Origin of the sequence: Mesorhizobium album, from assembly GCF_033977205.1 — a bacterium.
Classification (GTDB): domain Bacteria; phylum Pseudomonadota; class Alphaproteobacteria; order Rhizobiales; family Rhizobiaceae; genus Mesorhizobium; species Mesorhizobium album.
The window spans coordinates 1-20,809 of sequence record NZ_JAVIIW010000048.1 but is presented as its reverse complement, the minus strand read 5'-3'; the positions used below and the strand labels follow the sequence as shown (position 1 = coordinate 20,809).

19 protein-coding genes are annotated in these 20,809 nt (G+C 65.8%); 13 read left to right on the top strand and 6 right to left on the bottom strand.

What is annotated here, in order from left to right; all coding sequences use genetic code 11:
* Positions 1 to 253 precede the first annotated feature (253 nt).
* From RFN28_RS28515 to RFN28_RS28505, 3 genes are all read right to left on the bottom strand, one after another.
* On the bottom strand, positions 254 to 1,432 hold the full coding sequence (locus RFN28_RS28515; protein ID WP_320290471.1) for an HlyD family secretion protein: 1,179 nt from the start codon (positions 1,430 to 1,432) through the stop codon (positions 254 to 256).
* Entirely contained in the window at positions 1,429 to 1,908 is a 480-nt protein-coding gene (locus RFN28_RS28510) for a MarR family winged helix-turn-helix transcriptional regulator (RefSeq protein ID WP_320290496.1), read from the bottom strand. The genes RFN28_RS28515 and RFN28_RS28510 overlap by 4 nt, the downstream gene beginning before the upstream one ends.
* A 112-nt stretch (positions 1,909 to 2,020) precedes the next feature.
* Positions 2,021 to 2,923: a hypothetical protein gene (locus tag RFN28_RS28505; protein ID WP_320290470.1), complete on the bottom strand. Its 903-nt coding sequence runs from the start codon at positions 2,921 to 2,923 to the stop codon at positions 2,021 to 2,023.
* Positions 2,924 to 3,192: 269 nt separating this feature from the next.
* On the opposite strand from RFN28_RS28505, the gene RFN28_RS28500 reads away from it, so the two are divergent.
* The 12 genes from RFN28_RS28500 (at position 3,193) to RFN28_RS28445 (ending at position 16,658) form a co-directional block, all read left to right on the top strand.
* Positions 3,193 to 4,089: a glucosamine inositolphosphorylceramide transferase family protein gene (locus RFN28_RS28500; protein WP_320290469.1), complete on the top strand. Its 897-nt coding sequence runs from the start codon at positions 3,193 to 3,195 to the stop codon at positions 4,087 to 4,089.
* Positions 4,090 to 4,191: 102 nt separating this feature from the next.
* Positions 4,192 to 4,800 (top strand): CDP-alcohol phosphatidyltransferase family protein, encoded by a 609-nt coding sequence (locus tag RFN28_RS28495; RefSeq protein WP_320290468.1) that lies wholly within the window; start codon positions 4,192 to 4,194, stop codon positions 4,798 to 4,800.
* 36 nt (positions 4,801 to 4,836) lie between these two features.
* Positions 4,837 to 6,624: a bifunctional alpha/beta hydrolase/class I SAM-dependent methyltransferase gene (locus RFN28_RS28490; protein ID WP_320290467.1), complete on the top strand. Its 1,788-nt coding sequence runs from the start codon at positions 4,837 to 4,839 to the stop codon at positions 6,622 to 6,624.
* A gap of 12 nt (positions 6,625 to 6,636) precedes the next feature.
* Positions 6,637 to 7,974, top strand: a complete 1,338-nt coding sequence (locus RFN28_RS28485; RefSeq protein ID WP_320290466.1) for a phosphatase PAP2/dual specificity phosphatase family protein — start codon at positions 6,637 to 6,639, stop codon at positions 7,972 to 7,974.
* Positions 7,971 to 8,414: a hypothetical protein gene (locus RFN28_RS28480; protein ID WP_320290465.1), complete on the top strand. Its 444-nt coding sequence runs from the start codon at positions 7,971 to 7,973 to the stop codon at positions 8,412 to 8,414. The genes RFN28_RS28485 and RFN28_RS28480 overlap by 4 nt, the downstream gene beginning before the upstream one ends.
* Complete coding sequence (locus RFN28_RS28475; protein ID WP_320290464.1) at positions 8,411 to 9,070, top strand: lysophospholipid acyltransferase family protein; 660 nt, start codon at positions 8,411 to 8,413, stop codon at positions 9,068 to 9,070. Before RFN28_RS28480 ends, RFN28_RS28475 begins: the two co-directional genes overlap by 4 nt.
* Positions 9,070 to 10,005, top strand: coding sequence for a phosphatidate cytidylyltransferase (locus RFN28_RS28470; protein WP_320290463.1), 936 nt, complete (start codon positions 9,070 to 9,072; stop codon positions 10,003 to 10,005). Before RFN28_RS28475 ends, RFN28_RS28470 begins: the two co-directional genes overlap by 1 nt.
* A gap of 217 nt (positions 10,006 to 10,222) precedes the next feature.
* Positions 10,223 to 11,050: an efflux RND transporter periplasmic adaptor subunit gene (locus RFN28_RS28465; protein WP_320290462.1), complete on the top strand. Its 828-nt coding sequence runs from the start codon at positions 10,223 to 10,225 to the stop codon at positions 11,048 to 11,050.
* Positions 11,017 to 11,361 (top strand): efflux RND transporter periplasmic adaptor subunit, encoded by a 345-nt coding sequence (locus tag RFN28_RS28460; protein WP_320290461.1) that lies wholly within the window; start codon positions 11,017 to 11,019, stop codon positions 11,359 to 11,361. The genes RFN28_RS28465 and RFN28_RS28460 overlap by 34 nt, the downstream gene beginning before the upstream one ends.
* Before the next feature lie 2 nt (positions 11,362 to 11,363).
* Positions 11,364 to 12,944, top strand: coding sequence for an FAD-dependent monooxygenase (locus tag RFN28_RS28455; protein WP_320290460.1), 1,581 nt, complete (start codon positions 11,364 to 11,366; stop codon positions 12,942 to 12,944).
* A 117-nt stretch (positions 12,945 to 13,061) separates the two neighbouring features.
* Positions 13,062 to 16,190, top strand: coding sequence for an efflux RND transporter permease subunit (locus RFN28_RS28450; protein WP_320290459.1), 3,129 nt, complete (start codon positions 13,062 to 13,064; stop codon positions 16,188 to 16,190).
* Positions 16,191 to 16,289: 99 nt separating this feature from the next.
* Positions 16,290 to 16,658: a hypothetical protein gene (locus tag RFN28_RS28445; protein ID WP_320290458.1), complete on the top strand. Its 369-nt coding sequence runs from the start codon at positions 16,290 to 16,292 to the stop codon at positions 16,656 to 16,658.
* A 122-nt stretch (positions 16,659 to 16,780) separates the two neighbouring features.
* On the opposite strand, the gene RFN28_RS28440 is transcribed toward RFN28_RS28445, so the two are convergent.
* Positions 16,781 to 18,274: a winged helix-turn-helix domain-containing tetratricopeptide repeat protein gene (locus RFN28_RS28440; protein WP_320290457.1), complete on the bottom strand. Its 1,494-nt coding sequence runs from the start codon at positions 18,272 to 18,274 to the stop codon at positions 16,781 to 16,783.
* Positions 18,275 to 18,419: 145 nt separating this feature from the next.
* Here RFN28_RS28440 and RFN28_RS28435 point away from each other — a divergent pair, with 145 nt between their 5' ends.
* On the top strand, positions 18,420 to 19,253 hold the full coding sequence (locus RFN28_RS28435) for a GyrI-like domain-containing protein (RefSeq protein WP_320290456.1): 834 nt from the start codon (positions 18,420 to 18,422) through the stop codon (positions 19,251 to 19,253).
* A 160-nt stretch (positions 19,254 to 19,413) separates the two neighbouring features.
* Here RFN28_RS28435 and RFN28_RS28430 read toward each other — a convergent pair whose 3' ends face one another.
* On the bottom strand, positions 19,414 to 20,349 hold the full coding sequence (locus tag RFN28_RS28430; RefSeq protein WP_320290455.1) for a bifunctional helix-turn-helix transcriptional regulator/GNAT family N-acetyltransferase: 936 nt from the start codon (positions 20,347 to 20,349) through the stop codon (positions 19,414 to 19,416).
* 246 nt (positions 20,350 to 20,595) lie between these two features.
* Positions 20,596 to 20,809, bottom strand: a 214-nt coding sequence (locus tag RFN28_RS28425; RefSeq protein ID WP_320285656.1) for a transposase, incomplete at its 5' end; no start/stop codon positions are given.

Genomic DNA, 20,809 nt, shown 5'->3' with positions numbered 1-20,809 from the left:
ACCCGGCTTCCGGGCGGCGGGACCTTCCGTCAAAGAGACCTCATCGCGGTGGGACGCGAGTATCGATGTGGGGGTTACATCGACCGAAAGTCGCTTTTCGAGCGGATGCCTGCCACCCGGGAACCTGAGGACCGACGGGTCCGTGTCGAAAGCTTCTGCTTCGATCGAGCCGCGAGGCGGTTCGTCTCAAAGCTGATCTTCTCACTTCCCCCTTCAGACCAATCCCCTGCTCCAACTCTTTGTTTCTACGGCCTTACTGCGCGCTCTCGCCGGCCGTGGCGTGACCGAAGATCGACGGCAGGCCGCGCGCCACGCCGGTGTCGACGGTGACCGTCGCGCTCATGCCGGTGCGCAGCGCCATCTTGGCGTCGGGGTCGGTCAGTTCCAGGCGCACGGGGATGCGCTGGGTGACCTTGACCCAGTTGCCGGTGGCGTTCTGGGCGGGCAGCAGCGAGAACTCGGCGCCAGTGCCGGCGCCGATCGCCCTGACGGTCGCCTCGAAGGTCTTGCCCGGATAGGTGTCGACCACGATCTCGGCCTTCTGGCCCGGCTTCATGTTGGTGAGCTGGGTTTCCTTGAAGTTGGCGTCGATCCAGGTGTCGCCGGTCTCGACCAGCGCAAACAGCGGCGTGCCGACGCCGACATACTGGCCGACCTTGAAGGACGAGGCTTGGTAGACCACGCCGTCGGCCGGCGCCTTCACCGTGGTCTGCGCAAGGTCGTAGGCCGCCTTGTCGCGCGCGGCGAGCGCCGACATCACGGTCGGGTGCTTGTCGGTCTCGATGTCGGGGTTGCCGCCAAGTGCGGCCTTGGCGCTGACGATGCCCTGTTGGGCAACCGCGAGCTGCTGCTTGGCCTTGTCGAGATCGTTGCGGGCCTCATCCAGCGACGACTTGGCGTTGATGCCCTTCTGGGCGAGATCGGCGGCGCGGTCATATTGCGACTGCGCATAGTCGACCTCGCTGCTGGCCGATCTTTCCTGCGCCATCGCCTGGCTGTAGGCGGCACGCAGCTGCTCGACATTGAGGCGCGCTGCCGCAACCGCGGCGTCGGCCTGGGCAAGCGCGATGCGATAGGGCTCCGGGTCGATAACAAAGAGAAGATCGCCCTGCTTGACCGTCTGGTTGTCGGCGATGCCGACCTGGACGATACGGCCCGCCGTATCGGAAGCGACAGAAATCCGAGCCTGCCTGAGGTTGGCGTTCTCGGTCTCCTCATAGCGGCCGCCCGTCACCCAGACATAGGCGCCACCGGCGAGCAGGGCCAGCGGCAGGGCAACCATCAGCAGGAAGCGGCCGGTGCGGCGCTTCTTCTTCGGCACGGGCGCCGGCTGCGCCGCTGGCGCTACGGTGACCGGAGCGGCCGGTGGCTGCGCCGGGGCTTCCATTTCAAGCTTGGCGACGTTCTCGTCTATCTTGGCTGCCGCGTTCATGCTGCTGCGCCTTCCGTATTCTTCATCTTTTCCAGGGACGACGCTTCGCCGTCCGTCAAATTCTGCACGATCGTGTCCAGCGTCCGGATCAGGGTGCGGCGATCCTGTGGCGACACGCCGGCAAGCGATTCCTCATAGACCTCGCCGGCAAGGCTCTTGACCTCGGCATAGGCCGCATTTGCCTTCTCGGTCGGGAAGATCATGCGCACGCGGCGGTCGGTGGCGTCCTGACGACGCTCGATCCAGCCGCCCTCCTCCATCCTGTCGACCAGGCGCGAGACGCTGATCGGCTCGATCTCGAGCAGCTCGGCGAGCCGCGCCTGGGCGACGCCCGCCTCCTTGGCGACGCGGACCAGAAGCCGCCATTGCGCCGATGACAGGCCGAACCCGCTGGCGCGCGCCTCGAAGCGCTTGCGCATCAGGCGCTGCACGTCGTGGATCAAAAACCCCAATCTGTCGATGCCGTCCGAAACCATGAGCGGCATATATAATAAGCGTGCTTACTATTCAAGGGGAACATATTGTTCCAGAGCCGGCAAATCGGCATGACAGGCATGCGATGCGTTCATGGTTAGCAATTGCTGAAGGTCAGGAAAGCAGGCTGAAATCCGGGTCCGGTCCGGGCTTGATCTCGAGCAGCCGGCCGACCACCATGGTGCCAAGCGGCTGGCGTAGCCTCAGGCGCTTCGCCTCCGTCATCTGCACTTCGAGCGGCGCGGCGCGATAGCGCCGGAAGAACTCGAACATCCTGCGGCGCGCAAAGGCTCTTCTCCTAGAGGTCGAGAAGATGCTGAAGCTGCCGTAAGACGGCACCACCTGGTGATCCTTGGCCAGCGCCACGCCGAGGGCGAACTGTTCCAGCGTATGCGTGTCGATCTTCCCGAACAGTCCGCGGATGATGCGGTCGGCGCATTCGACGCTCTCCCGCATATCCCGGTGCAGCCCCATCACCGCCGAGCTCCACAGCGGCGCGCTTGGCGACAGGACGAGACCGTCGTCGGCGAACAGGTCTTTCGGCAGGACGGCCAGGCTTTGGTAGCGCGACTTCGGCGACCTGTTCGCCCGCCCTTCGTTGCGGAAAAGCACCGCCCTCCCTGGCGTGACGCGGCCGATGTCGACATGCGGATTGCCGGTGAAGGCGATATCGCTGTCGATGTAGAGCACGCGCTCGAAGCCGCGGCCCAGCACATCGTGCATGACGCGGTTCTTGATGCGAAACCAGTATCGGCCTTCAAGCGACCAATCGCTGAGCTGCTGCGGCGAGATCGGCACGATCTCGAAAGGATAGTTTCGGAACAGCTGCGGGCGATCCGTGTAGATCAGGATCGGAGCGGTATCGCCCTTGTAGGCGCCGATCAGCAAGCCAGCGAAAATCGCGCTGTAGTGATAGCCAAGTCTGTTTCCATAAGCGATTATGACGTAGGCTTCCGGCGCACGCGCCTCGGCAGTGCTGTCATGGACAGCACCAAGTACACCCACCCTGATTCCCATCACTCCCCACCCCTCGATTGCGCTCGCACCGCAATCAAGCTTCCACTGTCTTGCTGATACTGGTCGCAACTCAGTACCAAAACCCAGCCATCACCTAATGCTTGGGCAAGCCGTTAGTCAAGAGATGCTCTAGCTGGTCAAAATTGCGCCAGCATGACGCGCTCGACTTAAGGCGAAGTATTGGCCAAGTGCCGACACCGGCTCGCATTCCCGGTTTGCTGGCGGCGCGATTTTGTTGCATAGAAGCGCCGGCGCGAGGGGGCGGAACGATGGTCGACATCTGGCAGGTGGGCATTGTGCCCGAACCGATCGGCAATGCGCTCGCCAGCCAAGGCCTGGACAAGAGCCGCGTCGTCTGGCTGCCGCCGCAGGGGTCGTTCCGCTTCATCGCCGACCCGTTCGGCCTCTTCCATGGCAACCGCTTCACGGTGCTGGTCGAAGCCTATGACTACAGGGTGAAGCGCGGCGAGATCCACTACTACAGCTACGACCAGGACTGGATGCTTCTGGAGCGCGGCGTGGCCCTGAAGGAGCCGTTCCACCTCTCCTACCCGTTCCTGATCCGGCAGGGCGAGGACATCTTCATGTTGCCGGAGGCTTACCAGAGCGGGCGGCTGACGCTGTACAAGGCGATCGATTTTCCGAAGGCATGGCAGCCGGTCGCCGTGCTGCTTGATGAGCCGGCGGTCGACGCGACCGTCTTTCGCCACCGGCAGCGCTGGTGGATGTTCTATGCGCTCAACGGCCCCGACGGCCGGGACACGCGCGAGCTGCATGCCGCCTTCGCCGACGAGCTGACCGGTCCGTGGAGCAGGCATCCGCAAAATCCGGTGCGCACGGGCCGCGCATCGTCGCGGCCGGCCGGCTCGGCCTTCGAGCATGACGGCCAGCTGCATTTCCCGACACAGGACTGCACGACGAGCTATGGCAGCGCCATCAACCTGCTCGGCATCGAGCGCCTGACGCCGGAGGAATTCTCGGCTGGCATCGTCAAACGGCTGTCGCCTGAGGGCTGGCTCGACGGCTTCGACACCGGCCTGCATACGCTGTCGGATGGCGGCGGCGTGACGCTGATCGATGTCCGCCGCATCGAGCGCACGCCGATGCGGCACCTGATCAAGCTGCAATACTGGTTGCGGCGACGGCTTCAGGCGACGGCTTCATAGCAACGCGTCAACCGACTGAAATTCACTGTGTTTTCGCCGTGCGCTGGCGCCGTTCGGCATGTTCATGATAAAGTTGTTGCGGTGGATCGGGGGATCAACGCCATGCCGACGCTCTATGCGCTGAAGCCGGCTTTCCAGGACAGGCTTCGGCCGCTGGTCGGCAAGCTGGCCGCAATGGGCGTGACGGCCAACGGCATCACCATACTGGCAGCCCTCCTCTCCGTAGCGGCCGGAACGGCCGTCGCGACTCTGCCCGATTGGCGCGCGCCACTTTTCCTCATTCCGATCACGCTGTTCGTGCGCATGGCCCTCAACGCCATCGACGGCATGTTGGCGCGTGAGCATGGGCAAGCATCGACGCTCGGCATGTATCTGAACGAGATCTGCGATGTCGTCGCGGACCTCGCCCTGATCCTGCCGTTTGCCGGCTTTGCGCAATTCGGCGCCTGGAGCGTCGTCGCCTTTGCTATCGCCGCGGCGCTGACCGAATTCGCGGGCGTGCTCGGCATCGCCGCCGGGGTCGGGCGAAATTACGCCGGGCCATTCGGCAAAAGCGACAGGGCGCTGGCGCTCGGCGTGGTCGCCGTGCTCGCCGGCGCCGGGCTTTGGCCGGAGGCGATCGCGCCCCTTGTGTTTCCAGCCATGGCTACGCTTACGCTGCTGACCGCCATAAACCGGATACGCGCCGGTCTTATTGGCAGAACCGGCTGAGCATAGAGGCTCGCCATGCCGCCCGGGGGAACCGCCATGCTTCACGAACAGGTCGCCGCAACACCGGCCGAAAGCCTTGCGCGGCAGGCGCAGGAACGCACGTTTCGCAGCCATGACGGCACGGAGATCTTCTACCGTTTCTGGCCGGCGATATCGCCCAAGGCCAAGGGCGCGATCGTGCTCTTCCATCGCGGGCACGAGCATGGCGGCCGCATGGCGCACCTCGTCGACGAACTGCGCATGCCCGACCACGCCTTCTATGCCTGGGACGCGAGGGGCAACGGCCGCTCCGAGGGCGAACGTGGCTATGCGCCGTCGTTCGCAGCACTTGTGCGCGACATCGACTGCTTCATGCGCGAGATCGCCGCCAGGGACGGCTTTTCCACACAGGACATCGCGCTCATCGCGCAGTCCTTCGGCGCGGTGCTTGCGGCAGCATGGGTGCACGACTATGCGCCGAAATTGCGCGCCATGGTGCTCGCCTCGCCGGCCTTTTCAGTCAAGCTCTACGTGCCCTTCGCTAGGCAAGGCATCGCGCTCTGGCAGAAGATCAAAGGGCGCTTCTTCGTCAATTCCTATGTCAAGGCGAAGCTGCTGACCCATGACCCGGTGCGTATCGCTTCCTTCGAGAGCGATCCGCTGATCACAAGGCCGATCGCCTCGAACATCTTGGTCGAGCTGTACCAGCATGCGGCGCGCATCGTTGCCGATGCGCGCGCCATCACCGTGCCGACGCAGCTTCTCTTGTCGGGCAGCGACTGGGTGGTGCGGCACGCGCCGCAGCACGAGTTCTTCGTCAATCTCGGCAGCCGCATCAAGGAGCGGCACGTGCTGCCAGGCTTCTTCCACGACACGCTGGGTGAGCGCGACCGCGCCAAGGCGCTCGATTTGATCCGGCCTTTCCTCGAAGGTCAATTCCAGGCACCGGCGGCGCCCGTCGAGCTGAAGCAGGCGGACATCGCCGGCTATACGCGGGACGAGGCCGATCGTCTCGCCTCGCCACTCGATCTCCTGTCGCCCAAGGGCCTCTACTGGGCGATGAGCCGCGCCTTCATCCGCATCGGCAGCTGGTTCTCGCGCGGCATGGGGGTCGGCGTCGGCACCGGCTTCGATTCCGGTTCGACGCTGGACTATGTCTATGAGAACGAGGCGCGCGGCTTGGGGCCGATCGGCCGCATCGTCGACCGGACCTTCCTCGACGCCATCGGCTGGCGCGGCATCCGCCAGCGCAAGCTTCATCTCGAAGAGCTGATCGGCTCAGCACTGGCAACGCTGAAGGCCGCCGGACGGTTCACCAACATCCTGGACATTGCGGCCGGCCATGGCCGCTATGTGCTCGATGCCATCGCCAAGAGCGCCGAGCCGCCGACCAGCGTGCGCCTGCGGGACTATTCCGACCTCAATGTCGAGCTCGGACGCAAGCTGATCGCCGAGCGGCAACTGCCGGCAAGCGTGTCGTTCCAGCGCGCCGACGCCTTCGACGGCGATGGGCTCGCAGCACTCGATCCGGCACCGGACCTCGCCATCGTCTCCGGCCTCTACGAGCTCTTCTCGGACAACGCGCTGATTGCGCGCTCGCTCGGCGGCCTTGCTCGCGCCATGCAGCCGGGCAGCCTGCTTCTCTACACCAACCAGCCCTGGCACCCGCAGCTCGAAATGATCGCGCGCAGCCTGACCTCGCATCGCGGCGGCCAGGCCTGGGTGATGCGGCGGCGCACGCAAGGCGAGATGGATCAGCTGGTCGAGGCGGCCGGCTTCGAGAAGCTCGACCAGCGCATCGACCAATGGGGTATCTTCACCGTCTCGCTGGCAAGGCGGCTTTAGGACTGCCGACGCATGCCGACCAGTGCCGAGCCCCCGACCCATTCAGCCAGCCCAGCCGCCGAGCCCTATGGCCGGGTCGTGGTCCGGGCCGCGCTTTGGCTCGCGTTCCTCGCACCGTTCTTTTATTCGACCTACGGCTTCGCCAACTGGCTGGCGTCGACGCGCGACCATGTCGGCAGCATAGTGTTCTCATGGGAACATCATGTTCCGTTCGTCGCCTGGACGATCTTGCCCTACTGGTCGATCAACCTGTTCTACGGCCTGTCGCTCCTGCTCAACGACAGCAGGCAAGGCGTCGTGCGGCTGGCCGGCCGCTACCTCACCGCGCAGGTCGTCGCCGTCACCTGCTTCATCCTGTTTCCGCTGACCGCGACCTTCGTGCGGCCGGCAACGAGCGGCCTGCCCGGCTTCCTGTTTGCGGTGCTTGGCGGCTTCGACAAGCCGTTCAATCAGGCACCGTCGCTGCACATCGCGCTCCTGGTGATCATCTGGGACCATTGGCGCCAGCGCCTTGGCGGGACCGTCCTGCCGCTCTGGCACGGCTGGTGCTTCCTGATCGGCGCCTCGGTGCTGACGACGTGGCAACACCATTTCATCGATATCCCGACCGGCGCGCTGCTCGGAGTGTTTGCGCTGTGGCTCTTTCCCGACAAAGGCGAGCTTCCGTTCGCCGGCTTCCGGCTGACCGCTGATGCCAAGGCACGGCGGCTTTCGCTGTGCTACGTGCTGGGCGCTGCTCTCGCTCTCGCCGGCGCGGCGATCGGCGCCTCTTTCTCGGCAATCGCGCTTGTGCTGGTGTGGCCGGCGCTGGCGCTGGCCATCGTCGCCTTCGCCTATGCCGGGGCCGGCGCCAGGGTGTTCCAGAAAGCGGCGAACGGCCGTGTGTCGCTCGCAAGCCGCATCCTGCTTTGGCCCTATCGGGCGGGCGCCAGGATCAACGTCCAGGCTTGGACGCACAACCTGCTGCCGTTCGTGGCGATCACGGATGGCATCTTCCTGGGACGCTTCCCCTCGGCCGGCGAGGCCAATGGCTTCGGTACAGTAATCGATCTCGCCGCCGAGCTTGAGCGGCCGCGCGACGCGACGGGCCGCTGGCAAAGCTTCGGCATGCTCGATCTCCTGCCGCCACCGGCCGACGCGCTCGACAATGCGGTGGCGGCGATCGAGCCGGCGCGCAGGCAAGGCACAGTGCTGGTCTGCTGCGCGCTCGGCTTTCAGCGCAGCGCCACTGTCATCGCCGCATGGCTGGTCGCAACCGGCCGCTCGCACACCCCGGCGCAGGCGCGCAAGCAGCTCGCCGCCTCCGGCCGGCCGGTGCATCTTGAGGCCAGACTGGATAAGCCGGCATGACGGACGAAGCCTATCAGCAACGGACCGGCCGGTTTGCGGACATGCTGATCAAGCAGTCCGCGTGGCCGGCCGCCATCGTGCTCGTCTGCGACGGCTTCGCGCCTTTGGTCGCCTCGGCGCGCGGCGCGCTCCAGGCGCCGATTGCGGTGCTGGCGCTGCTGGTCGCGGCGGCAAGTGCCGTCGTCGTGCTTGGGTTTTCGGCACTTCTCGGCTTCGATGCGCTGTTGTTCCGGCTGATGTCGACCCACCCGGACGAGATTTCCGGAGGCGCCGCGGTCGACGACATGCTTGCACGCATGTGCCTGAAGCCTGCGCTGTCGTCTCCCCGTCCGCTTGACGACCGCATTGCCGGAACGCGCCGCCTGCTTGCCCGGCAACGCATCGCCTTCGCGATCTTCGCCATCGCGTTTCTCGCGGCCGGTTTCTGGATGCCCAGATGAACAAGCTGTCGCTCAGGACCTTCACCCTGCTGCAGACGGTGACCTCCGTTGGGCTGTCGGCGCTCGCCTGGGCCGTGACCGGCGTGCGCCCGATCTGGAGCGGCAGCCAGCCGTCGGACCGGCAGCGCATCTATTTCGCCAACCACACCAGCCATGGCGACTTCATCCTGCTGTCGGCCTGCTTGAGCGAGAAGGAGCGCGCCATCACGCATGCGGTGGCCGCCGCCGACTATTGGGGAAAGTCGAAGCTGCGCCGCTTCATCGCCGAGGACATGCTCTCCTCCGTGTTGATCAGCCGGCAATGGACGAGCCCGGAAGAGAACCCGATCTCCGTCATGCTCTCGGTGCTCGACCAGGGCCATTCGCTGATCATCTTCCCGGAAGGCACGCGCAACATGAGCGACGAGCTGCTGCCGTTCCGCTCAGGGCTCTACAATCTGTCGATGGCGCGACCGGATGTGGAACTCATCCCGTGCTGGATCGAGAACATGTCGCGCGTGCTGCCCAAGGGCCAGTTCCTGCCGGTGCCGCTGCTTTGCCGCGTCGTCTTCGGGGCACCGGTGGCGGTGGCGCCGGGCGAGGAACGCCGCGCCTTCCTCGATCGCGCCCGTGCCGCGCTGCTGGCGCTCAATCCCCGTCCCGACCGAGACGATTGATGCGGCAAGAAATCAGCATTCTCATCATCGGCCTTTTCGTGGTGCTGACCACCGCCAGCGCCACCGCCGCCGTCCTGTCGGCGCGGGCGCCGAAGCCGCTGAGCGCGACGCTGGTCAACCTGACGCAGCGCATCAACGCCTGGTGGGTGATGGTGGCGCTGATGACGGTCGCCTTCTTCTTCGGCCGCTACGGCATGACGATCCTGTTCGCGCTGATCTCGTTTGCGGCGCTGCGCGAATTCGTGACGCTGACGCACAGCCGCCGCAGCGACCATTGGGTGCTGCTCGGCATGTTCGGCATCGTCATTCCGTTCCAGTACTGGCTGGTGTGGACGGCCTGGTACGGCCTCTTCGTCATCTTCATCCCGGTCTACTGCTTCCTGCTGATGCCGGCGATCACGGCGCTGCATGGCGATACCGAGCGCTTTCTGGAGCGCGTGTCGGCGCAACAATGGGCGATCATGATCTCGGTCTACTGCGTCAGCCACGTTCCTGCCCTGCTGACGCTCAACGTGCCGGGCTTCGAGGGCCGCAACCTGTTGCTCATCGCCTTCCTGATCATCGTCGTGCAGGGCAGCGATGTGCTGCAGTACATCTTCGGCAAGCTGTTCGGAAAGCACCGCTTCTCGCCAAACGTCTCGCCTTCGAAGACCTGGGAAGGGCTGATCGGCGGGCTCGTCGCGTCGAGCCTGCTCGGGGCGCTGCTCTCCTTCATCACACCCTTCTCGCCGCTGCAGGCGTCAGCGGTCGCCTTCGTCGCCTGCACCATGGGCTTCCTCGGCGGGCTCGTCGCCTCGGCGATCAAGCGCGACCAGGGCGTCAAGGACTGGGGCCACCTAATCGAGGGCCATGGCGGCATGCTCGACCGCACCGACAGCCTGGTCTTCGCCGCGCCGATCTTCTTCCACATCGTGCGCTATTTCTGGACGGTTTGACCGTCGGCATCGACATGTGCCGGCGGCGGTTCAAAGGTCGTCTCAGCCAAACATCGGAAAATTTTCAGAAACCGTTCGGGATTTCCCGGAGCGGAAACGCCAAGAAGATCGGGCTGGCGAAAGACAGGCCGCAAACGCCCGATCCCTTCTCCAGCCGACACATTTCCCGGTCGCCGCACCCTCCCCGCGCGACCGTAACCTTGGTCATGGAGACAACATGATTGCCGCACTCTTCCGTAACGGGCCGTCGAGGCGCCGCCTTGTCGCCGGATCGATCGCCATTCTTGCCTGCGGTGCCGCCGTGGTCTGGCACGGCGCAAGAAGCGAGGCGTCGAACGCCACACCGGCCGCGCCGGAGATGAAGCTCGTCAAGGCCGTCGCCGCCGCTCCGATGCTCGGCGCGGGCACCCGCACCGCCATCGGCGAGATACGCCCGAGGCTCGAAAGCGATCTCGGCTTCCGCGTATCCGGCAAGCTGCTCGAACGCGTCGCCGAGATCGGCGCGACGGTGAAGAAGGGCGAGATGCTCGCCCGCATCGACGACCAGGACTATCGCAACCGGCTCGCCAGCGCCGAGGCCGACGTCACGGCGGCGCAGGCGGTGCTTGTCGAGGCAAGCGCTGCCGAGGCCCGCATCGGCGCGCTGCTCGCCAAGGGCTTTACGACGCGGGCCAATTACGACGCCACGCTGAAGAACCTGCGCTCGGCGCAGGCCAAGCTCAAATCGGCGAACATCGCCTTCGACATGGCCAAGGACCAGCTCGGCTACACCGAGTTGCGCGCGGAATTCGACGGCATTGTCACCGCGACCGGGGCCGAAGCCGGCCAGTCCGTCAATGTCGGGCAGATGGTGGTGCGCGTCGCCGATCCGGAGAGCCGCGACGCGGTGTTCTCGATCGCGGAAGCTGCCTTCGCCAACACGCCCGATACGAAGCGGCCGCCGCAGGTAACCGTCTCGCTGCTCAGCAATCCGGCGATCACGGCGTCGGCACCATCCGCGAGATCGCACCCATGGCCGATGCCGCGACCCGTACCTTCCAGGTGAAGGTCTCGCTCGAGAATGCGCCCGACGAGATGCGCTTTGGCGCAAGCGTCGCCGGCCGCGCCGAGATGGGTGGCGCGCCGGTCATGGTGCTGCCGGGCAGCGCGCTGTTCGACAAGGACGGCAAGCCGGCCGTGTGGGTCGTGACCGCCTCGTCGGCTGTGGAGCTCAAGCCGGTCACGGTTGATCGCTACGAGACCGACCGTGTCGTGGTCAGCGAAGGCCTCGCCAAAGGCGATCTGGTCGTCACCGCCGGCGTAAACCGGCTGCGGGAACACGAAAAAGTCCGTATCGTTGAGGGAGAAGGAAAATGACCATGTCCAAGACAAAGGTCCTGATTGCCGGCGCCGGCCCGACCGGGCTGACGCTCGCGCTATGGCTGACCAGGCTCGGCGTTCCGGTGCGCATCTTCGACAAGGCCGCCGGCCCGGGTGAAACCTCGCGGGCGCTTGCCGTCCAGGCACGCACGCTGGAGTTCCACCGCCTGATCGGCATCGTCGACGACGTGCTGGCGGAGGGCGTGCGCATCGAGCGGCTCACCGTGCACACGCCGGCCGGAATAGCGGCGCGCCTGCCGCTCTCCGATTTCGGCCGCGGCATCAGCCCCTATTCCTTCGCCTTCGCCCTGCCGCAGGACATCCACGAACGCGTGCTGATCGCGCATCTGGAGCGCGCCGGCGTCACGGTAGAGCGGAGCACCGAGCTCGTCGCCTTCCAGGACAGAGGCGACGCGGTCGTCGCGACCTTGACCAAGGACGGCCGGACCGAAACCGTCGGCGCCGCCTATCTCGCCGGTTGCGACGGTGCCCACAGCGCGGTGCGCCATGGGCTAAAGATCGGCTTTCCCGGCGGCGCTTACGAGCAGTCCTTCTACGTCGCCGACGTGAAGGGGCGCGGCGAAATCACCCGCAACGGCCTGGACACGACGGTCAGCGCCTATGGCTTCGCGATCGTCATGCCGGTCCGGCAGTCCGGTTCGGTCAGGCTGATCGGCATCGTGCCGAAGGCGCATGAGGCCGACGAGGCGATCAGCTTCGAGGCGATCCGCGCCGATGTCGAGCGCGACACCGGCGTCACGGTCGACGAGGTCAACTGGTTCTCGACCTACCACGTCCACCATCGCGTTGCCGAGCGCTTCCGCGTCGGGCGCGTGTTCCTCTGCGGCGATGCCGGCCACATCCACAGCCCGGCCGGCGGCCAGGGCATGAATACCGGCATGGGCGATGCGGTGAACCTCGCCTGGAAGCTCGCCGCCGTGGTGCAGGGCCGGGCCGATCCGCGCCTGCTCGACAGCTACGAGCCGGAGCGCATCGCCTTCGCGCAGAAGCTGATCGAGAGCACCGACACCGCTTTCCGCTTCATCACCAGCCGCTCGCGGTTCATAGGGCTGTTCCGCCGCTATCTGATGCCGAAGATTTTGAACGCGCTGCTCCATACCTCTTTCGGCTCGCGCTTCTTCTTCGGCGTGATCTCGCAGGCGGCGATCGAGTATCGCGCCGGACCGATCAGCGCGGGCACGGCGGGCAAAGTGAGCGGCGGCGACCGCCTGCCCTATGTCGTCGGCGATGTCATTAGCGCAGGGGGCGACAATTTCGATCCGCTGCGCTCGCTCGACTGGCAGGTCCATGTCTATGGCGAGGTCAACTGCGATTTCCGGGCGATGCTGGCATCGACCGGCATCCCGGTCCACGCCTTCGCCTGGTCGGACGCAACTGAGAAAGCCGGCTTGCAGCGCGACGCAGCCTATCTGGTGAGGCCGGACGGCCATGTCGCGCTCGCCTCGCCGGTCCAGGAGGCGGCCGCCTTCCAGCGCTACCTCGCCGGCCTCGCCATCAGGCCGAGGCTTGCGGAGCGCGCGCCCTATCGAGTGCCGGGCACCATGCACAGCCTGGCCTGAATTGCCACGGCGCCCGCCAAGCGGCGGGCGCTGACCGAACCCCAACCGTCACTTGTTTCGCCTGCCGGCAGCCGCCGGCGGAACGCGCCTTTGCGCGCGCTGAGAGGGATTTCGATCATGACCAGCTTCAATCTTTCCGAATGGGCGCTGCGCCACCGCAGCTTCATCGTTTACCTGATGATCGCGGCGGCACTTGCCGGCCTTTATGCCTATCGCGGCCTCGGCCGCGAGGAGGACCCGCCCTTCACCATCAAGACCATGGTGGTGAAGACCATGTGGCCGGGCGCCAGCACCAGTGACACCGTCGAGCAGATCACCGACCGCATCGAGAAGAAGCTCGAGGAGCTGCCGGACCTCGACTACGTCAAGAGCTATACCAAGCCCGGTGAGTCCGTCGTCTTCGTCAACCTGAAGGACACGGTCGCCGCCGACCAGGTGCAGCCGCTCTGGTACCAGGTGCGCAAGAAGCTCGACGACATAAAGCCGACGCTGCCCTCCGGCGTGCAGGGCCCGTTCTACAACGACGAGTTCGGCGACACCTATTCGCTGATCTACGCGCTCACCTCCGACAGTCTCAGCCATCGCGAGTTGAAGGATCTGGCCAGCAGCCTGCGCGCCGGGCTGCTCACCGTGAAGGATGTCGCCAAGGTCGACCTGATCGGCCAGGAGGACGAGAAGATCTATCTCGAATTCTCGACCCAGAAGGTGGCGGCACTTGGCCTCGATGTCGGCACGCTGTCGCAGGCGCTGCAGGCGCAGAACGCGCTGACGCCGAGCGGCACGGTCGACGCCGGCCCCGAGCGCATCGCCATCCGCGTCTCCGGCAGCTTCACCTCGGAGGAAAGCCTGAAGGCGATCAACTTCTACGCCAACGGCCATTACTTCCGGCTGGGCGACGTCGCCGAGGTCAAGCGCGCCTATTCCGACCCGCCGCAGCCGATGTTCCGCTTCAACGGCAAGCCTGCCGTCGGCATCGCCATCTCTATGACCTCGGGCGGCGACGCGCTGGCGCTGGGCGAGAATGTCAAGGAGAAGATGCATGAGATGGAGGCCGAGCTGCCGCTCGGCGCCGAGCTCGGCCTGGTCGCCGACCAGTCGCATGTCGTGGAAGAATCCGTCGGCGAGTTCACCAAGAGCCTCGGCGAGGCAATCGCCATCGTGCTTGCCGTGTCGCTGCTGGCGCTCGGCTGGCGCCCCGGCGTCGTGGTGGCGGTCGCCATCCCGCTGGTGCTGGCGATCACCTTCGTCACCATGGAGTATTTCGGCATCTCGCTGCAGCGCATCTCGCTCGGCGCGCTGATCATCGCGCTCGGCCTGCTGGTCGACGATGCGATGATCGCGGTGGAGATGATGATCTCGCGCATGGAGGAAGGCCACGACAAAATCTCGGCCGCCACCTATGCCTACACCTCCACCGCCTTCCCGATGCTCACTGGCACGCTGGTGACGATCGCCGGCTTCGTGCCGGTCGGTTTCGCCAAGAGCGGCCCCGGCGAATACTGCTTCTCGCTGTTCGCGGTCGTGGCCATCGCGCTGGTCGTCTCCTGGGTGGTGGCGGTGCTGTTCACGCCGCTCACCGGCGTGGCGCTCTTGCCTGATCGCATCAAGGGCCATGGCAGCCATCAGCCGTCGCGGATTGCCCGCGGCTTCCAGGCACTGCTCGAAATGGCGATGCGGGCGAAGTGGTTGGTGCTGTCGGCGACCGCCGGGCTGTTCGCGCTCTCGGTCGTGGCGATGGGCTTCGTCGGCCAGGAGTTCTTCCCGAAGTCCGACCGGCCGGAGGTCATGCTCGATCTCACCTTGCCGCGCACAGCCTCGATCAAGTCGACGGATGCGGTGGTCGAGCGCGTCGAGAAGCTGCTCGCCGCCGATCCTAACATCGACCACTGGAGCTTCTATGTCGGCCAGGGCGCGGTCCGCTTCTACCTGCCGCTCGACGCCCAGCTCGCCAACGACTTCTTCGCTCAGGCCGTCGTGGTGACCAAGGGCCACGCCGTGCGCCAGGCCGTCATCGACCGGCTGGAGAAGGAGCTGGCGACCGGCTTCGACGACGTCATGGCCCGCGTCACGCCGCTGGAGCTCGGCCCACCGGTCGGCTGGCCGCTGAAGTTCCGCGTCAGCGGTCCGGATCCGGACAAGACGCGCCGCCTGGCGCAGCAGTTCGCGCAGGTGCTGGGCAGCGACGCCGCGGTGCGCAACATCAACTACGACTGGAACGAGCCGGCCAAGGTGATCAAGGTCGATGTCGACCAGGACCGGGCGCGCGCGCTGGGCATTTCCTCGCAGCAGCTCTCCGAGACGATCAACGCGGTGCTGTCGGGCTCCAAGATCACGCAGATGCGCGACGATACCTATCTCGTCGACATCGTCGCCCGCGCTGTGGACTCCGAGCGCGCCAGCATCGACACGCTGCGCGGCCTGACCATCAGCGCTTCGGGCGGTCGGCGCGTGCCGCTCGAACAGGTGGCGAAGCTCAGCTACCAGACCGAGCCGCCGCTGATATGGCGCCGCGGCCGGCTGCCGACCGTGACCGTCCAGGCCGACGTCGCGCCGGGCAACAACGCCACCTCCGTCACGCGGCGGCTGGAGAATGCGATCTCCGCCTTCAAGGCGGAGCTGCCGGCGCGCTACAGCGTCGAACAGGGCGGCGTCATCGAGGACAGCGCCAAGGCGCAGGCCAGCATCTTCGTGGTCTTCCCGCTGATGCTGTTCATCATGGCGACGGTGCTGATGATCCAGCTGATGAGCTTCCAGCGCCTGGTGCTGGTGTTGCTCACCGCTCCGCTGGCGCTGATCGGCGTCGCCGGCGCGCTACTGCTCTCCGGCGCACCGATGGGCTTCGTCGCGATCCTCGGCGTGATGTCGCTGATCGGCATGGTGATCCGCAACTCGGTCATCCTGATCGCGCAGATCGACCAGCACATTGCCGCCGGAGAGGAGCCGTGGGCCGCAGTGATCAGCGCCACCACGCACCGGCTGCGGCCGATCCTGCTGACGGCGGCCGCCGCCATCCTCGGCATGATCCCGATCGCGCCGACCGTGTTCTGGGGGCCGATGGCCTATGCGGTGATGGGCGGCCTGATGGTGGCGACGGTGCTGACGCTGGTCTTCCTGCCGACGCTCTACGTCACCAGGTTCGGCATCAAGGCGCCGGCCGGGCAGCCGGCGGCGACCTCTGCCAATGCATCACCAGCGGGGCTGTCCGAGGGCGATGCTGTTCCCGATCTCGCGGGCGCGCCGGCCTGACCGGCGTGCCGATCGAGGATCCCGCGCCCGACCGGGAGCGCGCTCGCGCGGCGCCGGGCAAACCTACCACTCAACCCGAAATGCAAAGGAGCAATGGAAATGACGCATATGCATGAAACTTCCAGCCCGGCGCGCGCCGCAGTGCCTTCCCGCCGCAAGGCGATCCAGAAGATCGGCTTGGCTGCTCTCGGCCTCGCCATGGCCGCTACCGACCTTGGCGGTCTCGCCCCGTTTTCTTTCGTGAGCGAGGCGCAGGCCCGCATCGGTGCAGCCTGGACGCCGCGCAGCGCCGCCGGCGTTGCCCGCCGCACCACGACATGGCGTGTCCTGAGGCACACCACCGCCTGGGTCGCCACGCTGCCGGCTGGCTGCGTCCGCACCAAGGTCAACGGCTTTGACGTCTGGCGCTGCGGCGGCACCTATTACCGGCTCTATCAGGGCCGCTACATCGTGGTCGTCGTCGACTGACGCGGCTCGGGCGCAACCTAAAGCGCGTCGCGCTGAAACGGATTCAGGCGACGCGCTTTAGGTTTTTGTTTTTGATGCATGTCGTTATCCCAGAACCGCTGCACACTTCTGGGCGACATGCATTAGCCGAGGGCAAGTCTGACGCCTTCGGCGAGATGCTCGGCATCGGCGCGGTTTTCGAACGGCACGCCGCGCAGCGCATAGTCGAGCGGTGAGAACGGCTCGCCCTCCTCGATGAGGGCGATCTGCCGCCGCGCCTTCTCCATCTCGCCCATCTGGGCATAGCAGGCGGCCAGCCGCGTCCGGATCCAGGGTGCAGGACGTGTAGCCAACTCCAGCGCTTCCGCCGCCTGCCGGTATTGGCCCATCATGTAGAGCGCCAGCGCGCGGTCGAACTGGTACCAGTGCGGATGCAGCGGATCGATGCGGATGCCGCGCGCCAGCCAGGTCAGCGCTTCGAGCGGCCGGCCGCGCATGGTGAGCAACATGCCCATCTGCTCGATGCTGTCGGCATCGTACGGGTTGAGCTGCAGTGCGATGCGCATGTGATGCTCGGCCGCCTCGTGGTCGCGCATATAAAGGCGGATCAGCGACTGCACGCGATGGCCGGTCGGCTGGTCCGGCGACAGGGCCAGGCCCTTATCGGCGAGGTCGCGGGCGTTTTCCAGCACCGCGTCGCTGGCGCGCCCGAACTCCCCGTCCAGCGCCCGCGCCAGGGCGAGATAGGTGTAGGCCAGCCCGTAATTCGGATCCTTGACGATCGCCGCCTCGAACAAGGCCTCGGCGCCGCGCTGGTCGGTCTGGGCCGGGTCGCGCAGCAGCGCGAAGCCGCGCAGCAGAAGCTCGTAGGCGGCAAGGCTGGTCACCGGCTTGCGTGAAGCCTGCTCCAGCCCGGCATTGGTGACTCGGGTGACCAGCCGGCTGACGATCTGCTCGACGATCTCGCGTTCGATCGCGAACAGCCCGGCGCCCTGCGACTGGTAGCGGTCGCCCCAGAGCTGGCTTGCGGTGGCGATATCGACGAGGCTGACGGCGACCACGACATGCTCGCCCTGGCGGCGAAGCGAGCCCTCGACCAGATAGTCGGCGCCGATGCGGGCACGGATCTGCGGCCACTCGGCGCGGCCGAAGGACGAGAAGGAAAAGCTGGAGTTCCGCGCGAGCACCGTGACGGTGCCGAAGCGCGCCACGCCATTGATGATGTCCTCGGCAAAGCCGTCGACCATCGCCTCGTCGGCCGGATCGCCGCTGTCGTTGCGAAAGCGCACCACCGCCACGATCGGCTGGCTGCTGATCTCGGGCGCGGCCTCGGCTTCGGCGGCAAGCATGTAGCCGCGTTTCGAGACAGTGCGCACCATATCATCGCCAAGCACTTTGCGGATCTCGCGGATCGACTGGGTGAGCGAATCCTCGGTGACGTAGACGCCCGGCCAGACGACATCCATCAGCTCCGATTTCGGCACGACGCGGCCCATATTGCGGGCGAGATGCGAAAGCAGCGCGTAGGCTTTCGGCCGGAGGTAGAGCGGCTCGTTGACGCCGCACAGCGTCCCCCTGGCAAGGTCGAGCGTGAACCCGCCAAACCGGAAGACCTGATCGGCTGTCGCCGTCGTCATCGGGACACCCCTTCCCGGGCCGCGCAACACCCGGTCGATCCCACTCGACGGAGCACGCGCGTTGCTATTATTGCCCACCGCGCAATTTCGATCAAACTGGCTGTCGGAGCGGTGGCTAGTGTCGCCCCGCCAAATGCGAGGAGCCATGAACCCGACCGAGAAAGCGCTGTGGTTTGTCGAAAGCCATCTGCCGGACGCGATTTCGCTCGACGATGTCGCGCAAAGCAGCGGCGTGTCGCGCTTCCACGTGACGCGCGCCTTCGGCGCCGCCACAGGACGGTCGGTCATGGGCTACATGCGGGCGCGCCGGCTCAGCGAAGCGGCGCGCAAGCTTGCCGGCGGCGCGCGCGACATCCTGGCCGTCGCGCTCGATGCCGGTTATGGCTCGCATGAGGCTTTCACGCGGGCCTTCCGCGACCAGTTCGGCACCACGCCTGAACTGGTGCGCGCCGAGGGCTCGACCAGCAACCTCGACCTCGTGGAGCCGATCCTGATGGACCAGACCTTTCTCAGCAAGCTTGAGCCGCCGCGTTTCGAAACCAGCCGGCCCTTCCTCATCGCCGGCCTCGGCGAGCGCTACAGCTGCGAAACCAGCGCCGGCATTCCGATGCAGTGGCAGCGCTTCGGGCCGTATATCGGCAACATTCCCGGAGAGATCGCGGGCGTCGCCTATGGCGTCTGCGTCAATGGCGACGACGCCGGCAATTTCGACTATGTCGCGGGCGTTGAAGTGTCCGACTTTTCCGAGCTGCCGAAGGAATTCTTCCGCGTGCGCGTGCCGGCGCAGAAATACGCCGTGTTCTCGCATCGCGAGCACATCTCGACCATCCGCCGGACAGTCAACACGATCTGGAACAAGTGGCTGCCGGCCTCCGGCCATGAGATCGCCGACGCGCCGGAATTCGAGCGCTACGGCCCCGAATTCGATCCGCGCAGCGGCAATGGCGGGCTGGAGATCTGGGTGCCGGTGAAGGGTTGAGACGCCTCCCCCTTCTCCCCTTGTGGGAGAAGGTGTCGCCGAAGGCGACGGAAGGGGTGCTCCAGGGAATACCAACGTCTCACTCCGCTGGAGCACCCCTCATCCGTCTCGACGCTACGCGCCGATCCACCTTCTCCCACAAGGGGAGAAGGAAGAGGAGCTACAATTCCAAATACCAGGTCTGGCCGACGAGATCCTTGCCAAAGGAATGGTGGCGCTCTTCCTCGACCAGCTTGAAGCCTGTCGCCTGGTAGATGCGGCGGGCCGAGCCCAGTATGTCGTTGGTCCACAGCGTCAGTGTCTTGTAGCCCTTGGCGCGCGAGAAGGCGATGCACTCGTCGACCAGCCGCCTGCCGATGCCCAGGCCGCGCGCCGAGGGCTCGACATAGAGCAGCCTGAGCTTCGCCACCTTGGGCGACTTGCGCATGACGAAGACCGAGCCGACCACCTCGCCTTCCCGTTCGGCGATCCAACTGCGCTCCCATTGCGGGACGAAGTTCTTGACGAACTCGCCGAGGATCTCGGCAACCAACGCCTCGTAGGTTTCGTCCCAGCCATATTCCTGCGCGTAGAGCAGGCCCTGACGGTGCGTGATCCAGCCGATGTCGCCGACCTGCAGCGGCCGCAGGATATAAGGCACCTTGGGTTCGGGTTTGTCGCCGAGCAGGTCCTGCACCGTGCGCATGGCCTTGACCAGGCGCTCCTGGTCGGCCGGCGCCAGACGATCGAGCAGCGCGCGCACCTGGTTGTGCGAATCCTGGTTGAGCGGCGCGAAAGCCTCCCTGCCCGCGGGCGTGAGCGCGATCGAGGAACGCCGCGCATCGGCCTCGGTGGCGGCGCGCTCGACCAGGCCGCGCTCCTCGAATTTCTTCAGCAGACGGCTGACATAGCCGGGATCGAGGCCGAGGTCGCGCACCAGATCGCTGGCGACGAGCCCGTCGCGATGGGCAAGCTCGTAAAGCACCCGCGCCTCGGTCAGCGAAAAGGCGCTTTTCAGCCAAACTTCGTCGAGCACGCCGATCTGGCGAGTGTAGAAACGGTTGAAGGCGCGCACCGCATCGATGCGCTGCTTGCCGGGGTGATCGTGGATGGTCATGGGAGTTCCTCCTACCTCGGATAGGATCAACCATTTAGTTGACTGAGTCAATTAATAGGACGAGGCGGGGTAGTACACAACTTCGTCATTCTAGGGCGGAGCAAGGAGCGAAGCGACGCGCGCAGACCCTAGAATCCATGCCGTGACCTACACGCGCGGCAACGGTGCAGACTATGGCAGCGAAAGTAGGGGCCTTCTTCTGCACCCTATCGTTTTTGCGCAGACGCAATGGCATGGCAACTGTGTTCATGCGAAAGCGGTTTTGTCTCGAATGATGGCGTTGAGGACGACCAGGAGCTTCCTTGCGACGGCGATGATGGCGAGTTTCTTGGAACCCGAGCGGGCTGCTAGGTTTGTGTAGAAGGCTTTGAAGCGGTCACAGGTTCGAATGGCGCTGAGCGCCGCCATGTAGAGGGCACGGCGCACGCGCGATCGGCCGCCCTGGATCTGGCTCCTGCGG

What these genes read in the sequence shown, in the direction of transcription:
- RFN28_RS28495 (WP_320290468.1), top strand. Translation starts at nt 4,192, where the DNA reads ATGCCGACGCTCTATGCGCTGAAGCCGGCTTTCCAGGACAGGCTTCGG.
- RFN28_RS28475 (WP_320290464.1), top strand. Translation starts at nt 8,411, where the DNA reads ATGAACAAGCTGTCGCTCAGGACCTTCACCCTGCTGCAGACGGTGACC.
- RFN28_RS28470 (WP_320290463.1), top strand. Translation starts at nt 9,070, where the DNA reads ATGCGGCAAGAAATCAGCATTCTCATCATCGGCCTTTTCGTGGTGCTG.
- RFN28_RS28430 (WP_320290455.1), bottom strand. Translation starts at nt 20,349, where the DNA reads ATGACCATCCACGATCACCCCGGCAAGCAGCGCATCGATGCGGTGCGC.
- RFN28_RS28510 (WP_320290496.1), bottom strand. Translation starts at nt 1,908, where the DNA reads ATGGTTTCGGACGGCATCGACAGATTGGGGTTTTTGATCCACGACGTG.
- RFN28_RS28445 (WP_320290458.1), top strand. Translation starts at nt 16,290, where the DNA reads ATGACGCATATGCATGAAACTTCCAGCCCGGCGCGCGCCGCAGTGCCT.
- RFN28_RS28505 (WP_320290470.1), bottom strand. Translation starts at nt 2,923, where the DNA reads ATGGGAATCAGGGTGGGTGTACTTGGTGCTGTCCATGACAGCACTGCC.
- RFN28_RS28435 (WP_320290456.1), top strand. Translation starts at nt 18,420, where the DNA reads ATGAACCCGACCGAGAAAGCGCTGTGGTTTGTCGAAAGCCATCTGCCG.
- RFN28_RS28480 (WP_320290465.1), top strand. Translation starts at nt 7,971, where the DNA reads ATGACGGACGAAGCCTATCAGCAACGGACCGGCCGGTTTGCGGACATG.
- RFN28_RS28440 (WP_320290457.1), bottom strand. Translation starts at nt 18,274, where the DNA reads ATGACGACGGCGACAGCCGATCAGGTCTTCCGGTTTGGCGGGTTCACG.
- RFN28_RS28500 (WP_320290469.1), top strand. Translation starts at nt 3,193, where the DNA reads ATGGTCGACATCTGGCAGGTGGGCATTGTGCCCGAACCGATCGGCAAT.
- RFN28_RS28460 (WP_320290461.1), top strand. Translation starts at nt 11,017, where the DNA reads ATGGCCGATGCCGCGACCCGTACCTTCCAGGTGAAGGTCTCGCTCGAG.
- RFN28_RS28515 (WP_320290471.1), bottom strand. Translation starts at nt 1,432, where the DNA reads ATGAACGCGGCAGCCAAGATAGACGAGAACGTCGCCAAGCTTGAAATG.
- RFN28_RS28485 (WP_320290466.1), top strand. Translation starts at nt 6,637, where the DNA reads ATGCCGACCAGTGCCGAGCCCCCGACCCATTCAGCCAGCCCAGCCGCC.
- RFN28_RS28490 (WP_320290467.1), top strand. Translation starts at nt 4,837, where the DNA reads ATGCTTCACGAACAGGTCGCCGCAACACCGGCCGAAAGCCTTGCGCGG.
- RFN28_RS28465 (WP_320290462.1), top strand. Translation starts at nt 10,223, where the DNA reads ATGATTGCCGCACTCTTCCGTAACGGGCCGTCGAGGCGCCGCCTTGTC.
- RFN28_RS28455 (WP_320290460.1), top strand. Translation starts at nt 11,364, where the DNA reads ATGTCCAAGACAAAGGTCCTGATTGCCGGCGCCGGCCCGACCGGGCTG.
- RFN28_RS28450 (WP_320290459.1), top strand. Translation starts at nt 13,062, where the DNA reads ATGACCAGCTTCAATCTTTCCGAATGGGCGCTGCGCCACCGCAGCTTC.